At 59.6% G+C, this 23,882-nt stretch carries 21 protein-coding genes; 10 read left to right on the forward strand and 11 right to left on the reverse strand.

Features of this window, described 5'->3' with window-relative positions:
- The first annotated feature begins 39 nt into the window (after window positions 1-39).
- From O8B93_RS09790 to O8B93_RS09800, 3 genes are all read left to right on the forward strand, one after another.
- Complete coding sequence (locus tag O8B93_RS09790) at window positions 40-345, forward strand: hypothetical protein (protein WP_269709614.1); 306 nt, start codon at window positions 40-42, stop codon at window positions 343-345.
- A 341-nt stretch (window positions 346-686) separates the two neighbouring features.
- Window positions 687-905: a hypothetical protein gene (locus tag O8B93_RS09795; protein WP_003521599.1), complete on the forward strand. Its 219-nt coding sequence runs from the start codon at window positions 687-689 to the stop codon at window positions 903-905.
- A 45-nt stretch (window positions 906-950) separates the two neighbouring features.
- On the forward strand, window positions 951-1,355 hold the full coding sequence (locus tag O8B93_RS09800) for a hypothetical protein (protein ID WP_269709615.1): 405 nt from the start codon (window positions 951-953) through the stop codon (window positions 1,353-1,355).
- A 258-nt stretch (window positions 1,356-1,613) separates the two neighbouring features.
- Here the strand turns inward: O8B93_RS09800 and O8B93_RS09805 are convergent, their stop codons facing one another.
- The 6 genes from O8B93_RS09805 to O8B93_RS09830 all read right to left on the reverse strand — a co-directional run bounded on the left by O8B93_RS09805 (window position 1,614) and on the right by O8B93_RS09830 (window position 7,862).
- Window positions 1,614-2,342 (reverse strand): SDR family oxidoreductase, encoded by a 729-nt coding sequence (locus tag O8B93_RS09805; protein WP_269709616.1) that lies wholly within the window; start codon window positions 2,340-2,342, stop codon window positions 1,614-1,616.
- Window positions 2,343-2,396: 54 nt separating this feature from the next.
- Window positions 2,397-3,527 carry an ABC transporter ATP-binding protein gene (locus tag O8B93_RS09810; RefSeq protein WP_269709617.1) on the reverse strand — a complete coding sequence of 377 codons (1,131 nt, stop codon included), beginning with the start codon at window positions 3,525-3,527 and terminating at the stop codon, window positions 2,397-2,399.
- A 4-nt stretch (window positions 3,528-3,531) separates the two neighbouring features.
- Window positions 3,532-4,365: a carbohydrate ABC transporter permease gene (locus O8B93_RS09815; protein WP_269709618.1), complete on the reverse strand. Its 834-nt coding sequence runs from the start codon at window positions 4,363-4,365 to the stop codon at window positions 3,532-3,534.
- Complete coding sequence (locus tag O8B93_RS09820; RefSeq protein ID WP_269709619.1) at window positions 4,362-5,228, reverse strand: carbohydrate ABC transporter permease; 867 nt, start codon at window positions 5,226-5,228, stop codon at window positions 4,362-4,364. The genes O8B93_RS09815 and O8B93_RS09820 overlap by 4 nt, the downstream gene beginning before the upstream one ends.
- 215 nt (window positions 5,229-5,443) lie before the next feature.
- Window positions 5,444-6,730: an ABC transporter substrate-binding protein gene (locus O8B93_RS09825; protein ID WP_269709620.1), complete on the reverse strand. Its 1,287-nt coding sequence runs from the start codon at window positions 6,728-6,730 to the stop codon at window positions 5,444-5,446.
- A gap of 115 nt (window positions 6,731-6,845) precedes the next feature.
- Window positions 6,846-7,862, reverse strand: coding sequence for a hypothetical protein (locus O8B93_RS09830; RefSeq protein ID WP_269709621.1), 1,017 nt, complete (start codon window positions 7,860-7,862; stop codon window positions 6,846-6,848).
- A 499-nt stretch (window positions 7,863-8,361) separates the two neighbouring features.
- On the opposite strand from O8B93_RS09830, the gene O8B93_RS09835 reads away from it, so the two are divergent.
- Genes O8B93_RS09835 through O8B93_RS09845 form a run of 3 tightly spaced genes read left to right on the forward strand, consistent with a single transcriptional unit; the run spans window position 8,362 to window position 11,297 of the window.
- Complete coding sequence (locus O8B93_RS09835; protein WP_269709622.1) at window positions 8,362-9,630, forward strand: ADP-dependent glucokinase/phosphofructokinase; 1,269 nt, start codon at window positions 8,362-8,364, stop codon at window positions 9,628-9,630.
- An 11-nt stretch (window positions 9,631-9,641) separates the two neighbouring features.
- On the forward strand, window positions 9,642-10,415 hold the full coding sequence (locus O8B93_RS09840) for an SDR family NAD(P)-dependent oxidoreductase (RefSeq protein ID WP_269709623.1): 774 nt from the start codon (window positions 9,642-9,644) through the stop codon (window positions 10,413-10,415).
- A gap of 60 nt (window positions 10,416-10,475) precedes the next feature.
- Window positions 10,476-11,297, forward strand: coding sequence for a DeoR/GlpR family DNA-binding transcription regulator (locus tag O8B93_RS09845; protein ID WP_269709624.1), 822 nt, complete (start codon window positions 10,476-10,478; stop codon window positions 11,295-11,297).
- Window positions 11,298-11,343: 46 nt separating this feature from the next.
- On the opposite strand, the gene O8B93_RS09850 is transcribed toward O8B93_RS09845, so the two are convergent.
- The 4 genes from O8B93_RS09850 to O8B93_RS09865 all read right to left on the reverse strand — a co-directional run bounded on the left by O8B93_RS09850 (window position 11,344) and on the right by O8B93_RS09865 (window position 16,180).
- Window positions 11,344-12,927, reverse strand: a complete 1,584-nt coding sequence (locus tag O8B93_RS09850) for an FGGY-family carbohydrate kinase (protein WP_269709625.1) — start codon at window positions 12,925-12,927, stop codon at window positions 11,344-11,346.
- A 98-nt stretch (window positions 12,928-13,025) separates the two neighbouring features.
- Window positions 13,026-13,841: an ATP-binding cassette domain-containing protein gene (locus O8B93_RS09855; protein WP_269709626.1), complete on the reverse strand. Its 816-nt coding sequence runs from the start codon at window positions 13,839-13,841 to the stop codon at window positions 13,026-13,028.
- Window positions 13,838-14,923, reverse strand: a complete 1,086-nt coding sequence (locus O8B93_RS09860; protein ID WP_269709627.1) for an ABC transporter permease — start codon at window positions 14,921-14,923, stop codon at window positions 13,838-13,840. Before O8B93_RS09860 ends, O8B93_RS09855 begins: the two co-directional genes overlap by 4 nt.
- Before the next feature lie 189 nt (window positions 14,924-15,112).
- The gene (locus tag O8B93_RS09865; protein WP_269709628.1) at window positions 15,113-16,180 is read right to left on the reverse strand and encodes a substrate-binding domain-containing protein; all 1,068 of its coding nucleotides are present in this window, start codon (window positions 16,178-16,180) and stop codon (window positions 15,113-15,115) included.
- A gap of 261 nt (window positions 16,181-16,441) precedes the next feature.
- Between O8B93_RS09865 and O8B93_RS09870 the strand changes: the two genes are divergently transcribed.
- On the forward strand, window positions 16,442-17,683 hold the full coding sequence (locus tag O8B93_RS09870; RefSeq protein WP_269709629.1) for an ROK family transcriptional regulator: 1,242 nt from the start codon (window positions 16,442-16,444) through the stop codon (window positions 17,681-17,683).
- A gap of 149 nt (window positions 17,684-17,832) precedes the next feature.
- Here the strand turns inward: O8B93_RS09870 and O8B93_RS09875 are convergent, their stop codons facing one another.
- Window positions 17,833-20,184, reverse strand: a complete 2,352-nt coding sequence (locus O8B93_RS09875) for a helix-turn-helix transcriptional regulator (protein WP_269709630.1) — start codon at window positions 20,182-20,184, stop codon at window positions 17,833-17,835.
- Between the two features lie 133 nt (window positions 20,185-20,317).
- Here O8B93_RS09875 and O8B93_RS09880 point away from each other — a divergent pair, with 133 nt between their 5' ends.
- From O8B93_RS09880 to nikE, 3 genes are read left to right on the forward strand one after another with little or no spacing between them, the layout of a single operon-like run.
- Window positions 20,318-21,346 (forward strand): ABC transporter permease, encoded by a 1,029-nt coding sequence (locus O8B93_RS09880; protein WP_269709631.1) that lies wholly within the window; start codon window positions 20,318-20,320, stop codon window positions 21,344-21,346.
- Window positions 21,346-22,227, forward strand: coding sequence for an ABC transporter permease (locus O8B93_RS09885; RefSeq protein ID WP_269709632.1), 882 nt, complete (start codon window positions 21,346-21,348; stop codon window positions 22,225-22,227). The genes O8B93_RS09880 and O8B93_RS09885 overlap by 1 nt, the downstream gene beginning before the upstream one ends.
- Window positions 22,228-22,230: 3 nt before the next feature.
- Window positions 22,231-23,877, forward strand: coding sequence for a nickel ABC transporter ATP-binding protein NikE (nikE, locus tag O8B93_RS09890; RefSeq protein WP_269709633.1), 1,647 nt, complete (start codon window positions 22,231-22,233; stop codon window positions 23,875-23,877).
- Window positions 23,878-23,882: the final 5 nt, after the last annotated feature.

Genomic DNA, 23,882 nt, shown 5'->3' on the forward strand with positions numbered 1-23,882 from the left:
GGCAAGGCCAAAATTGAAAGCCAAGACGGAGGAAACATCATGGACCAACCACGCCGATGGCGTCATATGGCAGGCGCGCCGAAAAATGGAGATCGCATTCTCGTCACGATCCGCTCGTCAGAACAAGGGCCGTCCCAGGTCGACCTTGCATACTGGTCGAAGGGTGACCAGTACGGGTCAGAAGGCTGGCGTGCTTCCGACTCGTCGCCAGGGCGGATCATCGAGTACTCGGAGCCTGAATTGAAATGTTGGATGCCTATGCCCTCAGCCGATATCGATGGCCTATCGATGCCCACTCCCTGGGAAGGCGACGACGCCCGGGAGCTTGATGGGTCCGGAATCTGATGTGCGATCCTGTTTTCTGCAGCCTTGAGAATGGCTTGTGTGATCTCGTTAATGTTGAAACTGTAGGGCGTACCGTGTATGCCGTCGCTCTCCGGTGCGTGTAAGGGCACCGATCTCGACAGGTTGCTGACGGTCGCGTGTCACTGTCGCCCGCGGCATGGGTAGGCATACGCCATGTTTCAGCAAAGGTTGTATACTGCAATGCTGACTGGTTCAGGCTGATACCCAGAAAATAACAAGCCATCGAACTTGCGCCAATCAAAAGTTGCATAAATGATTGACTCTTTGGGCGACGTGGGCAAGCTTCAGTGAGAAAATGACGGGGAACATAACAAATCATCATGTCGCCAGATCGCTTCAATGAATGCCTGCGGGTAATCCGCTGGACGCCAATCAATATCGCCTCTGCCCTGCAATGCGAGCTCTCCTGGATCGAAGCGCTCGAAGCCGGCAATGAAGCCGTTCCTGATGGGCTCGCAACATGGCTGGAAACGCTGGCCCAAGCCCATGAGGCGCTGCCACCGCCATCGACCTACCGGGGAAAACGGTCGTCGTTCTGACGCGGGTAACAGCTGAAAAACCTCACCAACAATCGGATCATAGCAATGAAATCTCTTATCGCCGCCCTTGGCCTCATCGCCTTCTCAAGCCCTGCCTTCGCAGCGTCCTGCGAGAAGAACTTCACCGTTTCGGGCGTGCCGATGGTGACTGCCGTTTCCTACAAATCATGGCAGGAGCTGCCAAAAGCCAAGGCACCCGCGGTTCTTCAGAAGCTTGCCCAGGCAGTCGCGGCGGAAGGTTTCTCCGGCATCCAGATCAACAAGGCACTTTCGTCGATCGATGCCCATCAGGAAACCAGCGGCAGCGGCAGAATTCAAACGCTGCGGGTGGTGGCACGACAGAAAGGCAATGCTGTCCGGATCGATGCTGTTTTCAATATCCAGGCAGGACAGATCGCCGACAAGAACGTCATTCGCGAGGGCATCTGCAATATCATAAAGGGCGTGTAAGGCAATGCTCAACCCCATCTGACGCAGGTGGGGTAATACTTTTATGCACCTTGGACAGGCCTTTGCGATGGTATTTTTGACAAGGCTGAATTTATCACCAGCCGCGGAGTAGCCTCCCGGACCCTAGGTTCTGCGGCAACCTCCCGGAAGTCAGATTGGATGACTTCCGGATGGCGCAACAGTGACGGTGAGATGTGTCCGGAGAAGAAGCGGAGTTCTGGCGTCATCGGAAATGCGGTGCCAAACATTTTCGCCAGATCAGCAGCAGGTGAAACCGCCATCGATCGGTAACGAAACGCCCGTAATCATCGAGGCCGCGTCGCTGAGCAAAAAGACGATGGGGGCGGCGATTTCCGCTTCGCGCGCCCATCGGCCGAGTGGCATCTGCTTCAGGAATGGCTCGGCCACATGTGGCTGGCTCCAGTGGCCCGAGGAGATCGGCGTCATGACGACGGTTGGATTGACGCTGTTGACACGGATATTGTAGCGGCCGAGCTCCAGCGCCGAGCAGCGGGTGATATTGTCGAGAGCCGCCTTGGAGGAGCCATAGGAGATATGGCCCGGCAGTGCCACAAGGGCTGCCTGGCTGGACACATTGACGATGGCGCCGCCCTTGCCGAGCCTGACCATGGACTGGCTGGCATATTTCGTCACCAATAACGCGCCACGCGCATTTATGGTGATGACCTTGTCGAAAATGGCGATATCCGTGTCCATCGGCGTGGCGATCTCGCCGCCAAAACCGCCACAATTGACGACGCCCCACAGATCCAGCCCCTCCAGCGCAGCGCGAATTTCGTCGTCTCTGGCAAGATCGAAGGTCAATGTGCGGCAACCGGTTTCCTTCGCGATGGTCTCGAGCGCATCCTCCGAGCGCCCTGCCGCGATGACATCGGCATTGGCGCGCACAAGATGGCGTACCGTTTCCCCGCCAATCCCGCCGCTGCCGCCCGTCACAAGGATCGTTCTGCCCTGAAAATCCGTCATTTCCCGTCTTCCTCCCTCATGGTGCCGGACATGCCGCACCCCTTCCACAAAGTTTCAGTTGATCCGCACACGCGGAGGTTCATTCTCCTGCGGTGTCTTCATATCTCGCGATACTCTCTGCCCATCGGCATCGAACAGATGGCAGGCGGCGGCGGGGAATGACGCGGCCATACGGTCACCCGCCCGCGCCATACGGCCAAGACTGTCCCTTATGATGATCGTTTCCTCGCCTTCGCGGACATGGATGAAAGTATCGCTGCCGAGAAGCTCCACCATCGTGGCTTTCAGTGGATAGGACCGCCCGCCCTGCCCCTCACCAATTACGATATGCTCGGGCCGGATGCCGAGGGTTACGGTGTCGCCAGGTTCAAGCGGTCTTGAAACGGCAATATCGAGGGAGGGCCCGGCCGCGAGAGACACGGTGGCAATGCCTTCTGCGACCGAGATGACGCGCGCCTTCAAAAGGTTCATGGCGGGCGAACCGATGAAACCGGCAACGAAGAGATTGGCGGGACGCTGGTAAAGCGCGAGCGGCGAGCCGATCTGCTCGATGCGCCCGCCATTCATGACGACGATCTTGTCGGCAAGCGTCATCGCTTCCACCTGATCGTGCGTGACATAGATCATCGTGCAGCCGAGTTCCGCCTTCAGCCGCGCGATCTCCACCCGCATGCCGACGCGCAGGGCCGCATCGAGGTTGGAAAGCGGTTCATCGAGCAGGAACAGCTTCGGCTTGCGCGTCATCGCCCGGCCGATCGCGACGCGCTGGCGCTGCCCACCGGACAGTTCGCGCGGCTTGCGTTTCAGATAGTTCGAAAGCTTCAGTTTCCCGGCCGCGCGGCCAACCCTTTCAGCGATTTCCGCCGCCGGGGTCCGGGCAATTTCCAGCCCGAAGCCGATATTGCGGCCAACATTCATATGCGGATAAAGCGCATAGGACTGGAAGACCATCGCCACGCCGCGTTCTGGTGGCTCGGCATCGCTCATATCCGCGCCATCCACCAGCACGCGGCCGGAACTGATCGGCTCCAGCCCGGCGATGATGCGCAGCAGCGTGGATTTTCCGCAGCCGGAAGGGCCGACCAGCACACAGAACTCGCCATCCTCTATGGTCAGCGACAATTCGGGAATGACCGTCAGGCTGCCGAAAGCCTTGGTGATTTTATCGATCGAAAGCGTTGCCATGGATCTAGCCTTTCACCGCACCGGCAGTCAGGCCACGCACGAAGGCGCGCTGCACCAGCACATAAAGAAGAATGAGGGGAAGCGCGATCAGCGTCAGCACCGCAAACAACGCACCGGGATTGGCCATGTAGAGGCCGGAATATTGCATCGGCACGATGGTGAGCGTCTTCATCTCGCTTTTCGTCAGCACGATCAGCGCCAGGAAAAACTCGTTCCAGGTAACAATGAACTGCCAGATGGTGACGAACACCAATGCCGGACGCACCAATGGCAGCGCCACATGCCAGTAGGTCTGCCACGCGTTGCAACCATCCACCTTGGCCGCCTCGAACAGTTCACGCGGCGCGTCTTCCATGAAGGATTTCAGGATGACCATGGCAAAGGGCACGCCGAGTGCAGCATAGGGCAATATGAGGCCGATATAGGTGTTCACCCAGCCGAAATTCTTCAGGAGAATGGCAAGCGGCAACACCATCGAGGCAAGCGGCACCATCAGCGTGGTCAGAAGCATGGTGTAGATAAAGAGTGTGCCCTTCAGCCGTAGAATGGCGATGGAGAAGGCAAAAAGCGAGGATACGGCAACCACGATCACCACCGTCGCGACAGTGACGATCAGGCTGTTTAAAAAAATACCACCGAGCGGATTGTCGCGGATGACGGTGATGAAATTGTCGAAGGTCACCGGCCATGTGAAGAGCGTAGCATCGAAAGCCTGCGCCGGCGTTCGCAGGCCCACGGACAGCATGTAGACCTGCGGGACCATCCAGATACCGAGCACAATGAACAGCACAGCATGAATGAGAAGACCGCGTGCACGGTTGCGGGCAAAAGCCGTCATGACCGATCCTTTCCGGCGGGTGTCAGCCGCGCGCCGAGCGCCGCGATCTGTAACAGCGAGAGGCCAAGCGCCACGACAAGCACGATTACCGAAAGCGCCGCACCACTGCCGGTATCGCCCAGCACAAAGCTCTGCTTGAAGATGAAGGTGCCAAAGACCTCGCTTGCCCGGTTGGGCCCGCCGCCGGTCATCAGATGCACGATTGGAAAGGTCTGAAGGGTGCCGATGACGCCGAGAAGCAGCAGCGATTTTGTGGCGGGCGCCAGCATGGGAACCACGACATGGGCGGCGAGTTTAAAACCCTTGGCGCCATCGATACGCGCCGCATCCAGCACTTCAGACGGCATGTTGGCGATGCCGGCAATATACATCAGCATGGAAAACCCGGTCCATTGCCAGATGTTGACGACGATGAGGGCATAGATCGCCGTTTTTGGATCGCCGATCGGCGAGGTCGACATGACGATGCCGGCATATTTCAGATATTCCTGCGCGATGCCGTAATAGGGCGCGTAAATCTGCACCCAGACGAGGCTGACCACCGAAACCGAGGTGACGACGGGCAGGAAGAACATGGTGCGGAAAAAACCGCGCAGCCGGTCCGTGTGCCGTTCGATGAACCAGGCGAGCAGCCCGCCCACCAGCATCTGGACCGGAATGGTGATGAACCCCCAGAGCGCCATGTTGCGCACGACAATCCAGAAGGCAGGGTCACCGACAATGGCGGCGTAGTTCGAAAACCCCGCAAAGCTGTGTGCCTCGCCGGATGCCGCATAAAAACTCTGTCCCGTCACCCAGAGGATAGGATAGGCAATGAAAACAACAAACAGCAGAACGGCAGGAAGAGCGAAGACATAGAGCATGGGCGTCCTCGAAACTCGGCTGCGTTCAATGACGACCGGAGTAGCGCCGGCCCTTAAAACTTCTGCGCGCATGGGTTCTCACCGTTGACAATCACGCCGCCATCAAACGAAGCGGCATCAGAAGGTGTTGAAGCGCACCCGGGAGGTCCTGTCGTGTTGATGCGCTTCAACCCGCCGGGCGCATTTGGCAGCGCCCGGCATCTTGCGGCTGCGTCTCACTTTGACGCGAGCGCTTTTTTCGTCGCCTCGTCCACCTTGGCCAGCGCGGCCTCGGGCTCGATGCTGCCGGCGGCGACACCCGCAAGGGCATTGTCCAGCGCCTCGGCGACGGCCGGCGACGAAAAGCGCTGGTTTTCAGCCTTTGGCAGATCGGCCATGAACCGCGCCGACAATTGCTTGACGTGGTCGGTAATATCGCCCTTCGGCGCATGGCCTTCGAAGGCCGGCAGATCGTTAAGGTCGTTCAGCGCTTCCTGCAAACCGACACCGTTGGTCAGTTCGGCAAGGAAGGTCCATGCGGCATCGTTCTTGCCGCCATTCTTCGTCAGGCCGTAACCGATGTCGATGCCGCCAACCGCTGGGCTCGCCTTGTTGCCGTCTTTGACGGGAGGCATGTAGAAAAAGTCGAACCCCTCCATGTTCTGCACATATTCGGAGAGCGGCGGCGGGAACTTGCTTTCCTGCATCCACCAGGAGCCAAGCGCCATCATGCCCACCTTACCCTGTGCGAAAAGCTGCGCGCCGGTCGGATAGGCATGCGCGCCAAGCGCGCCTTGCTGGAAGATGCCGTCATCGAAGAGGCCCTTCCACGCCTTCATGGCGGCCACCAGTTCCGGCGCGGTCCAGGGCGTTTCACCCGCCTGCGCCTTATCGACGATGCCCGGTGAAAACTGGTTGGCGAGCATCAGGAAGACGTTTTCGTTTTGCCAGCCGTCAGCCGCCCCCTGGAACATCGGGATGAGGCCGTTATCGCTCAGTGTCTTGGCCGCGGCCTTCAGTTCCTCATAGGTTTTCGGCACTGCGATATTGTGTTTCTCGAAGAGCTTGCGGTTGTACCAGATGCACAAAACCTGCGATTCCTGCGGAATGATATAGAAATTCTTGTCACCCGCGGGATTGCCCATCAACATCTGCTTGCGGTTGACGGGGAAGATCTTCTCCTCCCAGTTTGCGCCCCATTGTTTGGCGGCGCGTTCGTTCACCGGCTCCAGATTATCGCGATATTGCTGCGTGAGTGAGCCCGGTTGCAGACCGATGATATCAGGCAGGCTCCCGGATGCCGCCGCCGCCTTGAGCGCCGTGATATATTCCGGCGAATAGTTGTAATAGGTGTAGTTCACCTTGACGTCTGGGTGGGCCTTCTCGAAGGCAGCGATCGATTTCTTCATCGTGCTTTGCACGAACCAAGACCATACGGTCACTTCTTTCTGCGCAGCACTCGCCGCAGCAGCGGACAGAACGGCAGTCAGAACTGTCGTTGCAAGAAACAACGTCTTCCTCATCATATTCCTCCCTTTATTATTTAAAGACGCGTCGTTTAAAGACGTCGGCGGACCGGCGGCCCGATTCTATCGCGGCTCTCCCCAGAGCCGCGTTCACTCAAAACCCCTGCAGGTATCAGGCCGCCTTGGCCGCGGCCGCCTTTAATACGTCCTCTGTAATCACGCGGTCGTCGGCAAGCGGGCGTACGGGGGAAAGCCCCAGGGTCTGCAACTCGCCATGATAGGCGCGCACCGCCTCTTCCGGCTTCAGGGCGCCATCGGCTACGGCACGCATCAGCACAATCAGATTGAGCGGTGCTTCGGCCAGATTGATCTTGCGGCCAAACAGCGCCAGGCGCGCGCCATAACGCTCCGACTGCGCCACAAGCTCAAACGTATCGCGGGTGGTGCCCGCACCGCCGCCCAGCACGCCAACAATCAGCTCGGAATCGAACGAGGCAAGTTCTTCCAGCGCCTTCGGTCCGTTATATGGCATCTTGAGAAACAGCGGCCGCTCGGCTCGCGGTACGCTCGCCAGCGACTTTATGATGTGGTCGTTGACGAATTCACCTGTCTGTTCGCGGGTAAGGCCGATATCCACGTTCGGATTGAAGACCTCATAGAAATATTTGAAATTGTGCTTCGATGCTTCGGCGCGGAATTCAGCAAAAGCTTTCAGCGTGCATATGTCGCGGTCGAGATCATTCGTGAAGCATACCGAGTAAAGGCAGAGATCCGTGCCCGAAGTCGGATAGTTGGCGATAGCGCGGGCAAGGCCTGTATCCCGAAACGGGACGGAAGGCGACTGTGTGTAACTGCCATGCCGCACGCCGCCCCAGCACATGCTTTCGAGATTGCCGCGGATGGCGGGTTTCACCTCGCTGCCGGAAAACGCGCCGCGTTCGTCCAGCAGATCAAGATTGGACTGCGACACGAGCATGATGTCGACCACGTCCTGATCGATGATCTCCTCGATCTGGGCGATGAATTCCTGCCGCGTGCGACGGCGGGGCGGCTTTACGGAATAATCGAAACCAGTGGCGGAGACACCCGCACCGACATCGCTGTCCTTGGCGTCGGCAATGATAAAATCGGTCGGCTTGTAGCGGCCTGCGCGAATATTCGCCAGTTTTCTATCGAGTCTCGTAACCATCTTAGCCCTCAATGAATGTTGGAGTTCGGCTGCCAGCGCTTCGATTGCGACCGCAGACTTGCACTCATAAACGGCTACTTCCCATACTCTGTCAATAGCTATCTTTTTCTCTCCAGCTGGAGGCGAACAAGATCATATTTTCCACTAAAGGATAAAATCCAGAATTTTCAAATTTCATATTTAAAATAAATAAATCAATGACTTGCCATTCCAATACGACATACACCGGACCTCCTTGCCTGCCCACCGCCAAAACATCGAAGCCACAAGCAGCCACTCATTCATACACTTGAAATCTCTTTGTTTTCCGACAAAAAAAGCCACTTAATCCTCAGTCAAGACATTCGCATCCGCAAAATATGTGCTGCGGCGCTTTAAAAATGCGCTGCATCGCGCAAATTCGAGCAATTTCTTGATTTCCGCGCAAAATCACGTTGACGATTTGAGAGATAATGGTAGGAATTGACACTATCGCCGCGTGAGGAGGAGATACTCGGCTATGGGTGACGTATTTACAGGCGACTGGGGGGAGCGTTATGCCGCGCTCGCGGAGCCGCGCTCAGGACCGATCGGAACATCGGCACTTTCGCGCGCGGGGCTGTTCTTGTGCGGCATGTCGACATGCGTCGATGCCCGCGTCGACATGCACGATATGCAGCCACTTCTCGATGCTCCAGCCGAAACGCCGGCAGGTCTGTTCGCCGCCATGTTACTGGCGCGCGCTGCAAAGGGTATCGGCGGTGAAGTGCGCGCCGACTGGGTGGACGGCCCGCAATGGCTGCGCGACCACCTGAACGTTCGTTATGCGCTCGGCGGCACGGGTCCCCAGGCCGCCTGGGTGCTTTCACGACTTGGCGTCGCATCTCTGGTGGCGCTGGAGGACCGCCATGAGCAGCAGCTTCGCCAGATCCCGCCGGGTGTTTTATTGGCCGAGGGCAGCGCACTGAAAACGGCGGCGGAAGTGATGCCGACGGAACGGCATATTCCCGAGATATTCATTTTCGAATTCACCGCGGGCAAGCCAATCGGTGCGCTCATCCCCAATCGTTCGACGCGCATCATCGTGCGTTTCTGTGATCGCGGCATACAGCATGATAGGGCATTCGAGGCTGTGTCAAGAATGCGCGCTTCCACCGCAGCAGCCGGCCTTCTGTCCGGCCTCAACGACGAGGCCGCGGAAAATGTCGGCGCCGCGAGCCGCCATGTCTTTGCGCTCAGCCGCGACTGGATGGATGCGGGTTTGAAGACGGTGCATTTCGAGCTTGCCGGTTATGCCTCGCAGGACGCCGTAAGCGAGCTTCTTGATCACGCCAGGGGCGCTATCAGTTCACTGGGCATGAGCCATTCCGAATTGCTGGCGATGGATGCCACCGCCCAGCACCCGATGGAGGCGCTGATCGCTCTCGGAGATCGGCTGGGCATAGACCGCGTCTGTGTGCACGCCGACACCTGGGCGGCAGCTGTGACACGCAACGACCCCGACGAGGAGGAACTGGCGCTGATGGCGGGATGCGCCATCGCAAGCGCGCGGGCTGCCAATGGTGAACCGGTAAACGCCATCCGCACCGACGCACTGGCGCAATTTCACTCATTGCCATTCGACAATCGCATGCGGAAAGGACGCTGGACCTTCGTGGCCTGCGCCTCGCCCTATGTTGAAAAACCCGCCACCACGCTTGGCCTCGGCGACAGTTTCACGGCCGGATGCCTTCTCGTTCTCGGAAACCCCGGCGTCGCAACCGCCCCCGCCGCCCTCAAACACGCCTGAAGGAAAACACCATGTTTCTCGAACGATTTCGCCTGGACGGAAAAACCGCCTTCATCACCGGCGGTGGGCGCGGCATTGGCCTTGCAACGGCGCAGGCTCTGGCGGAAGCGGGAGCGCGTGTCATCATCTCCGACATGAATGCCGAGGTACTGGAGGCGGGGCTCGCAGAACTGAAAGCACATGGCCATGCGGCGGAGGCCGTACAGCTGGATGTGACGGATGCAAAAGCCGTTGCCGAGGCGGCGCGGGCCGCCAATGACAGCTTCGGTGCCGTCGATATCCTGATCGCCAATGCCGGCATCGCCTGGCCGGACACGCCGGGCGAAGAGATGAGCGACGAGGTTTGGCTGAAGGTGGTGAATGTCGATCTCAACGGCACCTATTGGTCATGCCGTGAATTCGCCCGGCCGATGCTGGCGCGCGGACGGGGCTCGATCGTCACCCTTGGTTCGATGTCCGGCCTGATTTCCAACAAGCCGCAGCGGCAGGTGCATTACAACACGGCCAAGGCGGCGGTTCACCACATGACGCGGTGCCTTGCAGGCGAATGGGCCGAGCGCGGTGTTCGGGTCAATTGCGTTGCGCCCACTTATGTCGATACCGTCATGTCCCGCGGCGGCTTTTCGGACAAGACCCTGATGCCGGTCTGGATGGAGATGACGCCGATGAAGCGCGTCGCAAGACCTGACGAGATCGCCGCACCTATCCTGTTTCTGGCTTCGGACGCCGCGAGTGCCATGACAGGCACAATCGTTGCAGTGGATTGCGGATACACGATTTGGTAGAGCTTGACGGACATTGAACAGAATCGGCGCGTCGTTTACGCGCCGCAAACCGGGTGATGCATGGAGTCTTCGAGCAAGCGAGTTGATATGGTTCCCGCCAAAAGACGGGCGCTCATTCTGGAGCATCTGCGCATCAATGGCGCGGCAGGCATTCAGGAGCTCGCGGATACGATCGGCGGATCACAATCAACGGTACGGCGTGATCTCGAACATCTGGTGGAAAAAGGCTATCTCGAGCGTACGCACGGCGGCGCGCATCTGTTGCAGCCGATGCGCGCGACGTTCGAACGGGAGATGACGGTGAATGCCGCGCTTCAGCATGCCGAAAAGGTGGCGATCGGCCGCGAGGCGGCGGAGCGACTGAGCGCAGGCGACAGCGTTATCTTTGACAGTTCCTCGACGGTCATGGAAGCGGTGCGAGCCGCTGCCGAACGCGACCTTCCGTTGACGGTGGTGACCAACAGTCTGCAGATCGCCGATTTCGCCGCGGATATCAAATCCTGGCGTACCATCCTGCCGGGCGGCACTGTGCGGCCCGGGCATCGCCACCTTGCGGGCGAACCAGGCGAGAGCTTCATCAAGTCGCTGCATGCCGATATCTGCATGACGGGAGCCTCGGCCGTCACGGGCACCTTGCTGACGGAAACCTCTCTGGAAGTAGCGTCACTCAAGCGCGCCATGATCGCCTCGGCCCGCAGGACCGTGCTTCTGGTCGACAGCTCGAAATTCACGGCGCCCGGTTTCTGCACGCTTTCGGATATTTCAGAGATCGACGAGGTCATCACCGATACCGGCATTTCGCAGGATGCATTGACATCGCTCAGGGCCACCGAGCGCAAGGTAACGCTGGTTTCGCTCCCAGCCCCTGCACCGCTGACCTGACGAACCACTTTTTTGATCGTTAAATTCACTGCACCGCCTCAGGCCATTACGCTTGCTGTTGCGAATGCGGTTTTTGCCGGGTGGCGAACAGATGAAGAGAGCGCATGGCTCGCTGGAGTTCCTCGTCTGCCGCAAGCCGGCGATATTCGGCATAAAGCGTTTCATATTGCTTCGAATGGCGCAGGTTCGGCACAAATTCGCGAAGGTTGCGTGCACCGAGCCTTTCGGCGCCTTCGGCAAAAGAGCCGACGATTCCGGACGCCACGGCCCCATGAATTGCCGCACCGAGCGCCGTCGGGTTCTCGACGTCAGGAACCTCGATCGTTCGCCCGAAGACGTCCGCCATGGTCTGCACCAGAAACGGATTGCTGCGCGTCAAACCGCTCGTCATCACGATGCGGCTGATTGGCACGCCCCCCGCTACCGCCATATCCAGGATGGATCGGGTTCCGAAACACAATGCCTCGATCAGCGCTCGGTAGATTCCGGCGGAGGTCGATTTCAGGCTGAGGCCCACCAACAATCCCGACAGCATGGAATCGGCCAGCGGAATGCGGTTTCCGGCGAACCAGTCGAGCGCCAGAACCCCGCCCCCGCCCGGGCCGACCGCCTGTGCCGCCTCATTATGCAGGGCGAAGTTGCGGGACAGGTCTTCATCGCGCGGGAAGGTCTTCACATACCAGGCCAGCATATCACCAAACGCCGCCTGCCCCGCCTCGTAACACCATAATTCCGGCAAGGCCGCACCGTAGGCAGCCCCTTCGAGCCCCGGCGGAAGGCCACGTTCCTCGCCATCCAGGATGAGAAAACCCGCAGATGTTCCTAGCGCGCCGACAAACACGCCGGGGCCCACGGCGTTGACCGCCGGCAGCACGACATGGCTGTCGATAACCGATACAGCAACAATGGCATCTCCGGTAATCCCGGTGCGGCGGCGCCACTCCGGAGTCAGGGAGCCGGCCGAGCTGCCGACCTGAAGCGGTTGCGAAAGCCTTTCTGCCAGCCCTGGCACGACATGCACTGGATAACCGGCCTGCCGCGAGAACTGGGCCTTGTAGGAGGCGAAATCGAGGCTGCGCGCTTCGTTGCCGGTCAACTGCCAGACCAGCCAGTCGCCCGCCTCGATGAAGCGCCCCGTTTCCGACCACAGCGCCGGTGCCTCGGCGCGCATCTGCGCTGCCTTGGCCAACATCCACTCGCCGGAGAGCTTCCCTCCGAAGTTCAGAAGATACGCACCGCCTTCGGCATTGATCGCATCGGCATGCGCCTGTGCCGAATGTTTCCAGAGCTTCACATAGGCATGCGGCTCATCCGGATAAATCACCGAAAGCGCCGTACCGTCGGCGCATGCCGGCATGGGGGACGAGGCGGTGAAATCAATACCGATCCCTGAAACATTGCGGCCATTGCCGAGCGCCGAGAGAATGATTCCGGCAGCTTCCGTATAATCATCCGCGACCTGAAGCACAAAATTGGCCGGCAGGCTTCTACCGCGCAGGGAATGCGTCAGAATGCCGTTGCGATACGGATGGACATGGTGGCCTTCCTGCATGCCGGTCCGCGCATTGACGAGAATGCCCCGCGCCGATTCAGAGCCGAAATCCATGCCGATGATGTAAGTATCAGTCATGACTTCACGCCCTCTGGCAGCTGCTGGCAAGTGTGGTCTGGGCCTCATTCAGGGGCATGGGATCTCGCAATTCTAAGGAACAGAAACATTGCCGTTCTTCACGCCGTGGGGTTGGCAGCGGCAGGAGCAAGCCGGCCCGACCGTTCGAAATCCGCAGCACTCACGGCGCCGGTCATGATCGCCACGGCATCCGACATGGTGACATCTCCGGGTTTGACGACAGCAGCCCGCCTGCCGAGCCTGTGAATGTGGATACGGTCAGCAATTTCAAACACATGCGGCATGTTGTGACTGATGAGTACAATCGACAGGCCCTTGTCGCGAATGCCGAGGATCATATCGAGGACCCTGCGCGATTCCTTGACGCCGAGCGCTGCGGTCGGCTCGTCGAGAATAACGACGCGGCCACCGAACGCACAGGCACGCGCAACCGCAATACCCTGCCGCTGCCCGCCGGACAGCGTTTCGACGCTCTGGTGAATATCCTGTACTGTCATCAAACCAAGGCTCGAGAGATGCCGCCGCGCCTCGCTTGCCATGCGGTTGCGGTCCAGCAGACGGAACAACGATCCGCTGATGCCGGCTGCACGTATTTCCCGCCCGAGGAACAGATTGTCTGCAATGGAAAGCGCCGGCGAAAGAGCGAGGTTCTGAAACACGGTTTCGATGCCGGCGGAGCGCGCATCCATCGGGGTTCTGAAGTTGACCCGTTTGCCTTCCAGCCGGATTTCGCCGCTGTCGGTGATCACAGCGCCGGCAAGCGCCTTGATGAGGGTGGATTTGCCAGCACCGTTGTCTCCGATGACGGCCAGGATTTCGCCGCGGCGCAATTCAAAGTCCGCACCGTTGAGGGCAACGACATTACCGTATCGCTTGGTCAGGCCGCGACCCTCGAGTGCAAGTTCGCGTGTCATGCCGAAACCCTCCGCAGCCACTGGTCAACGCCGACGGCCGCCACGATCAGAATGCCGACAGCGAATTCCTGCCACAGCGCGTCGAGACCCGCGAGCGCCAGGCCGTTGCGAAAGACACCCACGATCAGTGCGCCGATCAGCGTGCCGATGATGGTGCCACGCCCGCCGAACAGCGATGTCCCACCGATCACCGTCGCGGTGATCGAATCCAGATTGGCTGTCGAGCCGGAGGTGGGGCTGATGGCGCCGACCCGGCCAATCAAGGCCCAGGCGCCAATCGCCGAGATGAGACCCGCACAGGCATAGACTGCCAGCAGCACACGGCGCGTATCAATACCCGCAAGCGTCGCCGCATCCGGGTCGTCACCCGTTGCATAGACATGTCGGCCGAAGGCGGTGCGGTTGAGCACATACCAGGCGAGAGCCGCAAGAGCGAGCATCAGGACCGTTCCGAGCGTAATGCGTGCGCCGCCCAACTGGATTGCAGCACCCATCCACTGCAGGATCGGAGCGGCCTCAGCCACCTCCTGGCTGCGGATGGTCTGGCTACCTGAATACCAGAGGTTCAGCGCCCCGAAGACGCTCCAGCTCCCCAACGTCACGATGAACGGCGGAAGACGCACATAGGTTATGAGAAATCCATTGATGAGGCCGCAACCCAGCCCACCGCCAAGGCCGATAAGAAAGGCGAGTTCCGGTGGCAACCCAGCCGTAATGGCGAGCCGACCCATGAGCGTCGAGGTCAATACCATGATCGCGCCGACGGACAGGTCGATGCCCGCCGTCAGGATCACCAGCGTCTGGGCAATGCCGATAATGCCGATGATGGTAACCTGCTGAAGGATGAGTGAAAGATTGAAGGGCTGAAAGAACCGCGAACCGACGATGATGGAAAACACCCCGACGCTGGCCGCCAGAACGATAAACGGCACCACCGTCGGATTGCCGTGCAGAAAACGTTGCAGCCTGCGAAGCGGGCTCGTGTCCTGATCCTCGAACACGGCATGAGATGGTTCACTTCCTGTCGAACCGGCCTCAAAGCCTGCCGGACCAGTCGGAGCGTGATTGCTGGGTTCAGTCATTGAGATACACCCCTAGCAGGCCTGCGGCTTCAACCCGGATAACGGATCGGTTGCCATAAAATACGATTTAGGATTCAACATGTTGGAGCGCCTTTCTCACGTCCGCAGCGAAGTGCGGCGTTCGATCAGGAAACCCGCCTGACCAGAAGTGACGCCCCGGCGTAAAGAGGACGGGGCGTCAAAGGCTGCTCAGCCCCAGCAGGCCTTCAGTGCTTCATCGGAGGTGATCGAGTCAACGCCGGCAACCGGCTTGTCGGTGACGAGCGTGACGCCGGTATTGAAGAACGGCAGACCGGGGCTGGCCTCCGGCTTCTTACCGGATTTTACATATTCGACGATCGCCTCGACGCCCAGAGAAGCCATTTTGAGCGGATATTGCATCGACGTCGCGCCGATCACGCCCGCCTTCACGTTTTTAACGCCGGGGCAACCGCCATCCACCGAAGTGATGATGACAGAGTCCTGCTTACCGGTTGCCTTCAGCGCTTCATATGCACCGGCGGCGGTCGGCTCGTTGATGGTGTAGACGACATTCAGATCACTGTCTTTCTGGAGGAGCGTTTCCATGCCGGTGCGGCCGCCCTCTTCCGATCCCTGCCCCCATTGGTGACCCACGATGCGCTTGTCGTCCTCATCAAGGTAACGTGTCACGTCCTTGGGATCGATGCCGAAGCCCTTCATGAAGCCCTGATCGCGGGCGACATCCACCGTTGGCTGATTTTCGAGTGCATCGATAAAGGCGACCTTTGCCTTGGAAGCATCACCCACAGTTTTGGCGGCCCAGGAGCCGATCAGTTCGCCCGCCTTGAAGTTGTCGGTCGCGAACGTCGCATCCGCAGCATCGGCAGGTTCAAGCGGCGTATCAAGCGCGATAACGAGGATACCCGCCTTGCGGGCCTGCTCCACCACCGGCACCACGGCCTTGGTGTCGCTCGCCACCATCAGAATACCCTTTGCACCGGCGGAGATGAGGTTTTCGACGGCAGCGACCTGACTTTCGTTATCACCATCAAACTTGCCAGCGAAACTCTGGATCTTCACGCCGCCCAGTTCCTTGGCCTTCAAGGTCGCGCCTTCGCGAATCTTGGCAAAAAACGGATTGGCTTCGGTTTTGGTGATGACGCCGATCAGGATGTCTTCAGCCTGCGCGTTCAAGGGAACGAACGCAAGGCTCACACCAAAGGCAAGCGCCGCCGCACCAAGACGTCCGGACATGGCAAAACTGCCCGCAGAAGCGGGTTTTTCAAAAAACTTCATTTGAAATCCTCCCAGATTACCAAGCGCTCCCTCCCGGTCGGAGGACGTAATCCGTCTTGGCACGATTATTAGTTACCTCAATTATGAATACTGTCAACATTATCTGTTCACTCTTTTGTATTTTTTTATACATATATCTGAAGCCATATCTAAAATTTTGGATTATAAGGGGATTTTCTACGAAATCTTGGTGAACGGTCTCGTCAGGCACGCGACCACATGCCAGACACTTGGAGACGCTGTGAAGAACGGGAATTCGCAATGACGAGCACAACTTCCGGACAAGGATCACCCCCGCGCGAATGGCAGGGCGACCTCAACTCGATCAAGGCAAGTGCGGCGCTGCTGTCGCTGGTCGGTTCTGGCCGCGCCCGTTCGCGCGGTGCACTGACCGAGCTTTCCGGTCTCTCGCGCGCGACTGTACACCAGAAACTCGCAGGCCTGATCGATGCAGGATTGATCCGTGAGACCGAGGAAACGCTTCCGAGCGGCGGACGCCCGACACGCGCCCTCGATCTCAACCGAGACTTTGCTGTGGTTCTGTCCGCCGATATCGGTGAGCAGCATATCCGTGTCGCCGTCACCGACCTGCAGCCACGCATCTTGGTAGAGATTTCGGAAACCTTCGATATTCTGCGCGGCCCGGCGGTGGTTCTCAACTGGATCGAAGAGCAATTCGAAGCGCTTCTGGCTAAAATCGGCAAGACAACGGGTGACGTGCTGGGCATCGGCATCGGCCTGCCCGCCCCTGTCGATTACGCCAATGGTCGGGTCGTCGGCCCCTCCGTCATGGTCGGGTGGGACAATTTTGAAATCCGCCAGCATCTTGAAGAGAAATTCGGTGTTCCCGTTTATGCTGAAAACGACGTCAATCTGCTGGCATTGAGCGACCATCGGCAGCGACGCGCGAATGTCAGCGAAATGGTGTTCGTCAAGGTTGGAACAGGCATCGGCAGCGGCATCATCACGGAAGGCCGTCTTTATCGCGGCGCGCAAGGTGCGGCGGGCGATATCGGCCATATCCAGTTCGCGCGCGAGCCCGCGCCACTCTGCCGCTGCGGCAAGATCGGCTGCGTCGAGGCGCGTGCCGCCGGCTGGGCCATAGCCCGCGAGTTGCGCAGGGAGGGCATCGAGGCCCATACCGCCCGCGACGTGACCCGACTTGTCGAGCTTGGACAGCCGCTTGCCATTCACCTTGTCAGGGAATCCGGCCGCATTCTTGGCGAGGTGATGACAAGCCTCGTGAGCATCCTGAACCCGCAGATGATCGTCATCGGCGGCACGCTGGCTATTGCCAACGACCATCTTCTGGCCGGCATACGCGAACTGGTCTACAAACGCTCGCTTCCGCTGGCGACAAGGGAACTGGAACTGGTGATCTCACCGCTGGACCCGGACGCCGGCATCATGGGCGCCGCCATTCTCGTGGTTGAGGAACAGATGAAGGCGCAAAACGTCGAAATGGTGATGTTGCGTCACAGTGCGCATCCGGCGCTCAGATGAAGGGACAGATTTGCGCTCAGTCCGGGCTTTGCTGCCACATGCCGAACAACAGTGGCTCGCCCGACACGACTTGTTTAATTGGTCAGCGCCGTGAAACAGGTATCGAAAAACTCCAAACCATGTGACCAAAGCCGATCAGCACTGACACGTTAAAGCCAGTCCAGCGCCTTTGCTGCTCGAATGGCTTCGGAGCGCCGGTTACAATCGAGCTTCCGGAAAAGGTTGCCCAGGTGAAACTTTACCGTCACTTCCGAAATGTTCAGCGTCTGGGCGATCTTCTTGTTCGACATACCACTGGCAAGCAGTTGCAGCATCTGCGCTTCCCGCTGGGACAGTCCGCCATGCAGGGCGCGCGCCTGCGGCGAGTTCACCGAGTCGGCGAATATCGACAGCGCGGTGCGGACATCGGAAGAGGTCTCGATGAAACTGCGGATGCGACGATTGTTCAAGAGCGGCGACAGGAACACACGCTCCTCCGACAACACACCTCTGCAGCCGAGGCGCGTCGCGGATTCAAGGGCTGTAAGAATATGCGCGCGGGCAGCGGCATTGTCGCGGCGTTGATGCGCCGCATAGCTCTGCCAGATCCTGAGCGCTACTTTTTCCCGGTTGGTAACCTTGGGATTGGCGATCATCGCGTCTATCTGGCGAGAGAGATAGGCACGCGGCGTAAAGAGATGCACGGCATCGCGCAGCCACGCCATGACATAGGCGATTTCGTCACGGCGCGTCAGCCTCGACAGATCTTCATGCGCACTTTCCACCCAATTTCGGCCCATCGGCATGCGGATTGCCGAAAGAGTAGCGGCGGCATCCGCCCAGCGATTGGCGTTCTGGTAGGCGATGGCAGTCCTGATCTCCATCATCGCATGAAACTGAAGCCCCTCCGACAGATGGATCCAAAGGCCGTCCAGAAAACCCGCGCGGACAGTCATCGGGAAATGGTCGATGAGCACCTGCGAGGCATAAAACAGCGCAAACTGCATCAGGCTCGGCCAGATTTCGGCGGCGGCGAATTGATCGAATTCGTGCTCAACGAAATGCAGCAGGTCGCGCGGCTTTCCCGCCTCATAGGCGAGGCAAGCCTCCGCAAGTCGCAACATCCGGAACTCCTGAGCGGCATCATGCGGCACCTGTTCCAGCCTTGCGCGCGCCTCCTGCGCCGCGCGGCGAGCCAGAAGCACGTCGCCGCTCATCAGCCGCAGGACGATCTGGTGCAGATGGATGAAGAATTCGAGCAAAGGCTGCCCGCCCATCTTGCGCAGATAGACGAGGGCGCGGGCGGCAGCGGCCTCCGCCTCGCGAAAATTGCGGCGGCGGATTTCGAATTCTAGCAACGCATTATAATAGGCCGCCCACTTGCCGTGATCGTCCAACGGATAATCAGCCATGAATTCGCCGAGGCGCGTTATCATCGCGTCGTTGGGCGTCAAATCCTCGGCGATCATCAGGTTTAACCGGAAGGTTCGGGCGGCGAAAGAAAACCGCGAGTCCCGGGAAAGCACTTTCAGTGGATCGAGATAGTCCGACCCGAGGCTTTTGCCGACCAGATGCCGCACGCGCTGCAACTCCCCCTGTTTCAGCAGGGCGCGGGTCACGGCAAAAAGCACGGTTTCATTCGTCGCGATCATATCCTGTGAAAACCGCATGATGATCTCACGAAATCTGTCGACGCTGCTTCGGTAGATCAGTTCACGGCCGTGCGCCCGTTCAAGCATTTGTGCGGCGTGAGTCTCATGGCCCCGGTCGAGCAGCATCGCCATCGCCGCAAGCGAGTTCCCTGCCCTTTCAAAGGCCGAGGCTACCTCCACCACGGCGCTGCTGGCCTGCAAGGTAGCAAGACGGTCGCCTGCCGCCAGGGTCAAAAGCCGTAAGAGCGTGGGATGTCGTTCGGGATGTCCGGTGAGGAAAGGTGGAAGCAATTCCCTCCACTCCGCCTTGGGTTCCGCAGACGGATTTTCTAGCCAGAAGCAGAGCTCGACTGTCTGGGCGGGAGAAAGATGCGGCAGATAGTTCTCGCGCAGATATTCTATGCAGAGCGTTTCATCCGGGTGCCGGGCCAACGCCAGGAAAGCCGGCCATCCCGCAAAATCCTCAAGCGCGATGCGCCGCTGTTCGAATGGCAGGCTCTCGGCCTCATCCTTCCCCAGCGCCAGTTCATCCGGCCCTATGGTGAGCGCGCCACGATGCAGGATCTGTCGCGCTAGACCGCTGATCCGTTGATCGGGGCGGCAGGCGATAACCACAAAACGCACCGATTCCAGAATGCCGGCAGGCATACGCGCTGCCCGTGCAAAGACCGGCACGTCCCACAGAAGGCAGCCATCCGCCACCTCGTCGATTCGCGGCTGGTGCGTGCGGCATATGCTGGTGCCCAGCTCTTTCGCAACCATCTCCAGCAGCACGCTTTTTCCCGCTCCTGCCGGCGCACGCAGAAAAACGACACCGGCGGTTTGGCGGGCGATGTGACGGCAAAGGCGGGTGCGGGGCAAAAACATCATTCACGAGGGATAGGAGGTTTAACCACGAAAACCTATACCAATCTTTCAAAAAACTATACCTTTTCGAGATTGTTGAAATGCGTTGACGATGAAAACTTGTGCTCAGCCAACCGATGCACAAGGAACGTTCCCGATGCAGCAACATCCGCTGATCGCGATTTTGAACAGGCTCGGCACCTTCGTGCTGGTCATGATTGCCCTGTCCGTCATGATTTTCGTGCTCGCCCGCGTGGTGCCGGGAGATCCCGCCCGCATGGCGCTGGGGCCGGCAGCAACGCAGGAACAGGTGGATGCTCTGCGCGGACAGATGGGTCTCGATAAGCCGCTCGCCGTCCAGTATCTCGATTATATCGGCAATGCGCTGCATGGCGATCTGGGCTTCTCGCTGGTATCGCAGCGCCCCGTCACCACCGATCTGGCGCAGACCGTTCCCGCCACCGTGGAGCTGGTGCTGGTCTCGGTCATCTTCATGTTCGCCGTCGCCATACCCCTCGGCGTCATCACCGCGCATTACCGCGACCGGCCGCTGGACCATATCGGTCGCATCCTGTCGCTCACCGGGGTGACGATCCCGAGCTTCCTTTTCGCCATCACGCTGCAATTGCTGGCCGCCCGGTTTCTCTCCGGCTGGCCGATCATTGGCAGGCTGGATCACTCGCTCGGCTGGCAGGGCGGCCCGACGGGCTTCATCCTGATCGATGGCATACTGGCCGGACGTTTCGATGTGGTGCTCGATGCGCTGAAACACCTTGCGCTGCCGGCTTTTGCGCTTTCCATGGCAGGTATCGGCCAGATCACCCGCATCACACGTTCCTCGATGATTGAAAACCAGCGCAAGGACCATGTGCTGACCCTGCAAAGCTTCGGCGTGCCGGAGCGGGTGATCATCTTCCGTTACCTGCTGAAGCTCTCCTCCATCGCGCCACTGACGATCATGGGTCTCGAATTTGCGTCGCTGATCGGCAATGCCTTCGTGATCGAGATGGTCTTCGCCTGGGGTGGTTTCGCCTCCTACGGGTTGAACGCCATCCTGCAGAAAGACCTCAATGCCGTGACCGCCGTGGTGCTGGTGGCCGGCCTGTTCTTCATCGTTGCGAGCCTGATCGTGGATGTCCTGATCTCGATCATCGACCCGCGCCTGCGCCGCAAGGAGGCTCGCTGATGGCTGCTATGAAAATGCTCGGACCCACCGATCGCGGCCTCAGCGCCGGTTATATGATGTGGTATCGCTTCAGCCGCAATCCGGCGGCGGTCATCGGCTCGCTGATCCTGCTATCGGTGCTGGTGCTGGCGGTCTTCGCGCCCTGGCTTACGCCTTATCCCAAACATATCGGCGCGGTCGTCGATTTCCGCGCCCGCCATATGCCGCCGGATCTGGAGCACTGGTTTGGCACCGACAAGGCGGGCCGCGATATCTTTTCCCGTACCATCTTCGGGCTGCGGGTCTCGCTGCTTCTCGTCATCGGCGTGCTCGGCATTTCGGTGCCGGTCGGAACCGTGCTTGGCCTCATCGCCGGTTATTTCGGTGGCTGGACTGAAAAGCTCATCAGCGGTCTGACGAATGTGATGCTGGCCATGCCGCCGCTCGTCATGGCGCTCGCGGTTTCCAACCTGCTGGAACCGACGTTGATGAACGCCATGATCGCGATCACGCTGCTGTGGTGGACCTGGCACGCGCGGCTGATCTATTCGGTATCGAAGTCCATCGCCTCGGAAGACTATATCGAGGCGGCGCGTCTTGCCGGTGCCGGCCCGCTGCACATTCTCTTTCGCGAAATCCTGCCCAATTGCGTCTCGGTCATATCGGTCAAGACCACGCTCGATGCCGCCTTCGTCATCCTGTTCGGCGCGACGCTGAGCTTCCTCGGTTTCGGCGTCAAGCCGCCGACCCCCGACCTTGGATCGATGGTTGCCGACGGGCGCCAGTTCATGCCGGATTTCTGGTGGGAAGTACTATGCCCCGGTGCGGCCGTGCTTTACGTGACGCTGGGTTTCAACCTGCTGGGCGACGGCCTGCGCGACATGTTCGACGTGGAAAGCTAAGCCATGACTGAACCGCTTCTCAAAGTCGAAAACCTCAACGTCACCTTCGCCAATTACGGCCGCACGCGGCAGGTTCTGCGCGATGTCGCCTTCACCGTTGCCGCCGGCGAGCGCGTGGCGCTGATCGGTGAAACCGGATCGGGCAAGTCCGTCACCGCCAAGGCGATCATCGGCACTTTGCCGAAGAATGCCGCGATCACCTCCGGCGCGATCGTCATCGATGGCCGGGATGTGCTGTCCATGCCGCGCAAGGAGCGCGAGGCGCTGAAGGGCACGGCGTTTTCGCTGATCATGCAGGATCCGCTATCGTCCTTCAACCCGGTCTTCAAGATCGGCACGCATCTCGATGATGTCATGCGTTTTGCCGACAAGCGCGACGGCGTCAACTCGTCGAAGGCGGAGCGCCGCAACCGCATCGCTGCGGTGCTGCGCCGGGTACAGCTCGCCGATACCGAACGGGTGATGAATGCCTATCCGTCCGAGCTTTCGGGCGGCATGCGTCAGCGCGTGCTGATCGGACTTGCCCTGCTGCACCAGCCGAAGCTCCTGATCGCCGATGAGCCCGGCACGGCGCTCGACGTGACGACGCAGGATGAAATCCTCAACCTCATCAACCAGCTGGTCGCCGAAGAAAACATGGCGCTGCTGATGATCACCCACAATCTCGGTGTCGTGCGCAAGGTGGCGGACCGGGTCGTGGTCATGCATCACGGCGATATCGTCGAGACCGGTCCATGCACGCAAATCCTGCATACCCCCGCCGAAGATTACACGCGGTCGCTGCTGGATGCCGTGCCGCCGCTTTATGGCCCACGAGTCACCGATCTGGCGCAAAGCAAGCGCTCGCCCATCGTGACGATTGAAGGGCTGAACAAGATTTACGGCAGACGCAACGGTTATCACGCCGTGCGGGATGTGAACCTGACCCTGAAGGAAGGCGAGGTTTTCGGCCTGGCGGGTGAATCCGGCTCCGGCAAGACCTCGGTTGCGCGCATGATCATGGGCCTTTCGCGTCCCACGTCTGGCAATCTTGTCATTGATGCCCCGGCGCCTGCGCGCGGCAAGAGGCTGACGCAGATCGTCTATCAGAATCCGGGCACCTCGCTCAATCCGAAGCGCACGGTGAAACAGACGCTTGCCCTGCCGCTGAAATCCATCGGCATGGATGGGCAGGCGCGTGAAAGCCGCATGCAGGAACTGATGGGGCTGGTGCGGCTGCCGCAATCCTATCTCGGCAAATATCCGCATGAGCTTTCCGGCGGCCAGAAGCAGCGCGTGGCGATTGCCCGGGCGCTGGCTGCGGAGCCGAAAATCCTCATCCTCGACGAGCCGACGGCAGCGCTCGATGTCTCCGTGCAGAAGACGGTGATCGACCTCCTGTTGCAGCTGCGCGAAGAGCTTGGCCTGACCTATCTGATGATCTCGCACGACCTGTCGCTGATGCGCAATTTTTGCTCGCGCATCGCCATCATGCTGCGCGGCGAGATTGTCGAGGAGGGTGTGACGTCGGCGGTCTTTGCCGAGCCGTCGCATCCCTATACCCGCGCCCTGATCGCGGCCATCCCCGTCGTCACCGACGAGGAAGAACGTCTTAAACCCACCGTGACCGAGGAGGAGCGCATGCGCTTCCTCGTAAAAACGACCGATTGATGAAA

The organism is Martinezella rhizogenes, assembly GCF_027460065.1.
Classification (GTDB): domain Bacteria; phylum Pseudomonadota; class Alphaproteobacteria; order Rhizobiales; family Rhizobiaceae; genus Agrobacterium; species Agrobacterium rhizogenes_C.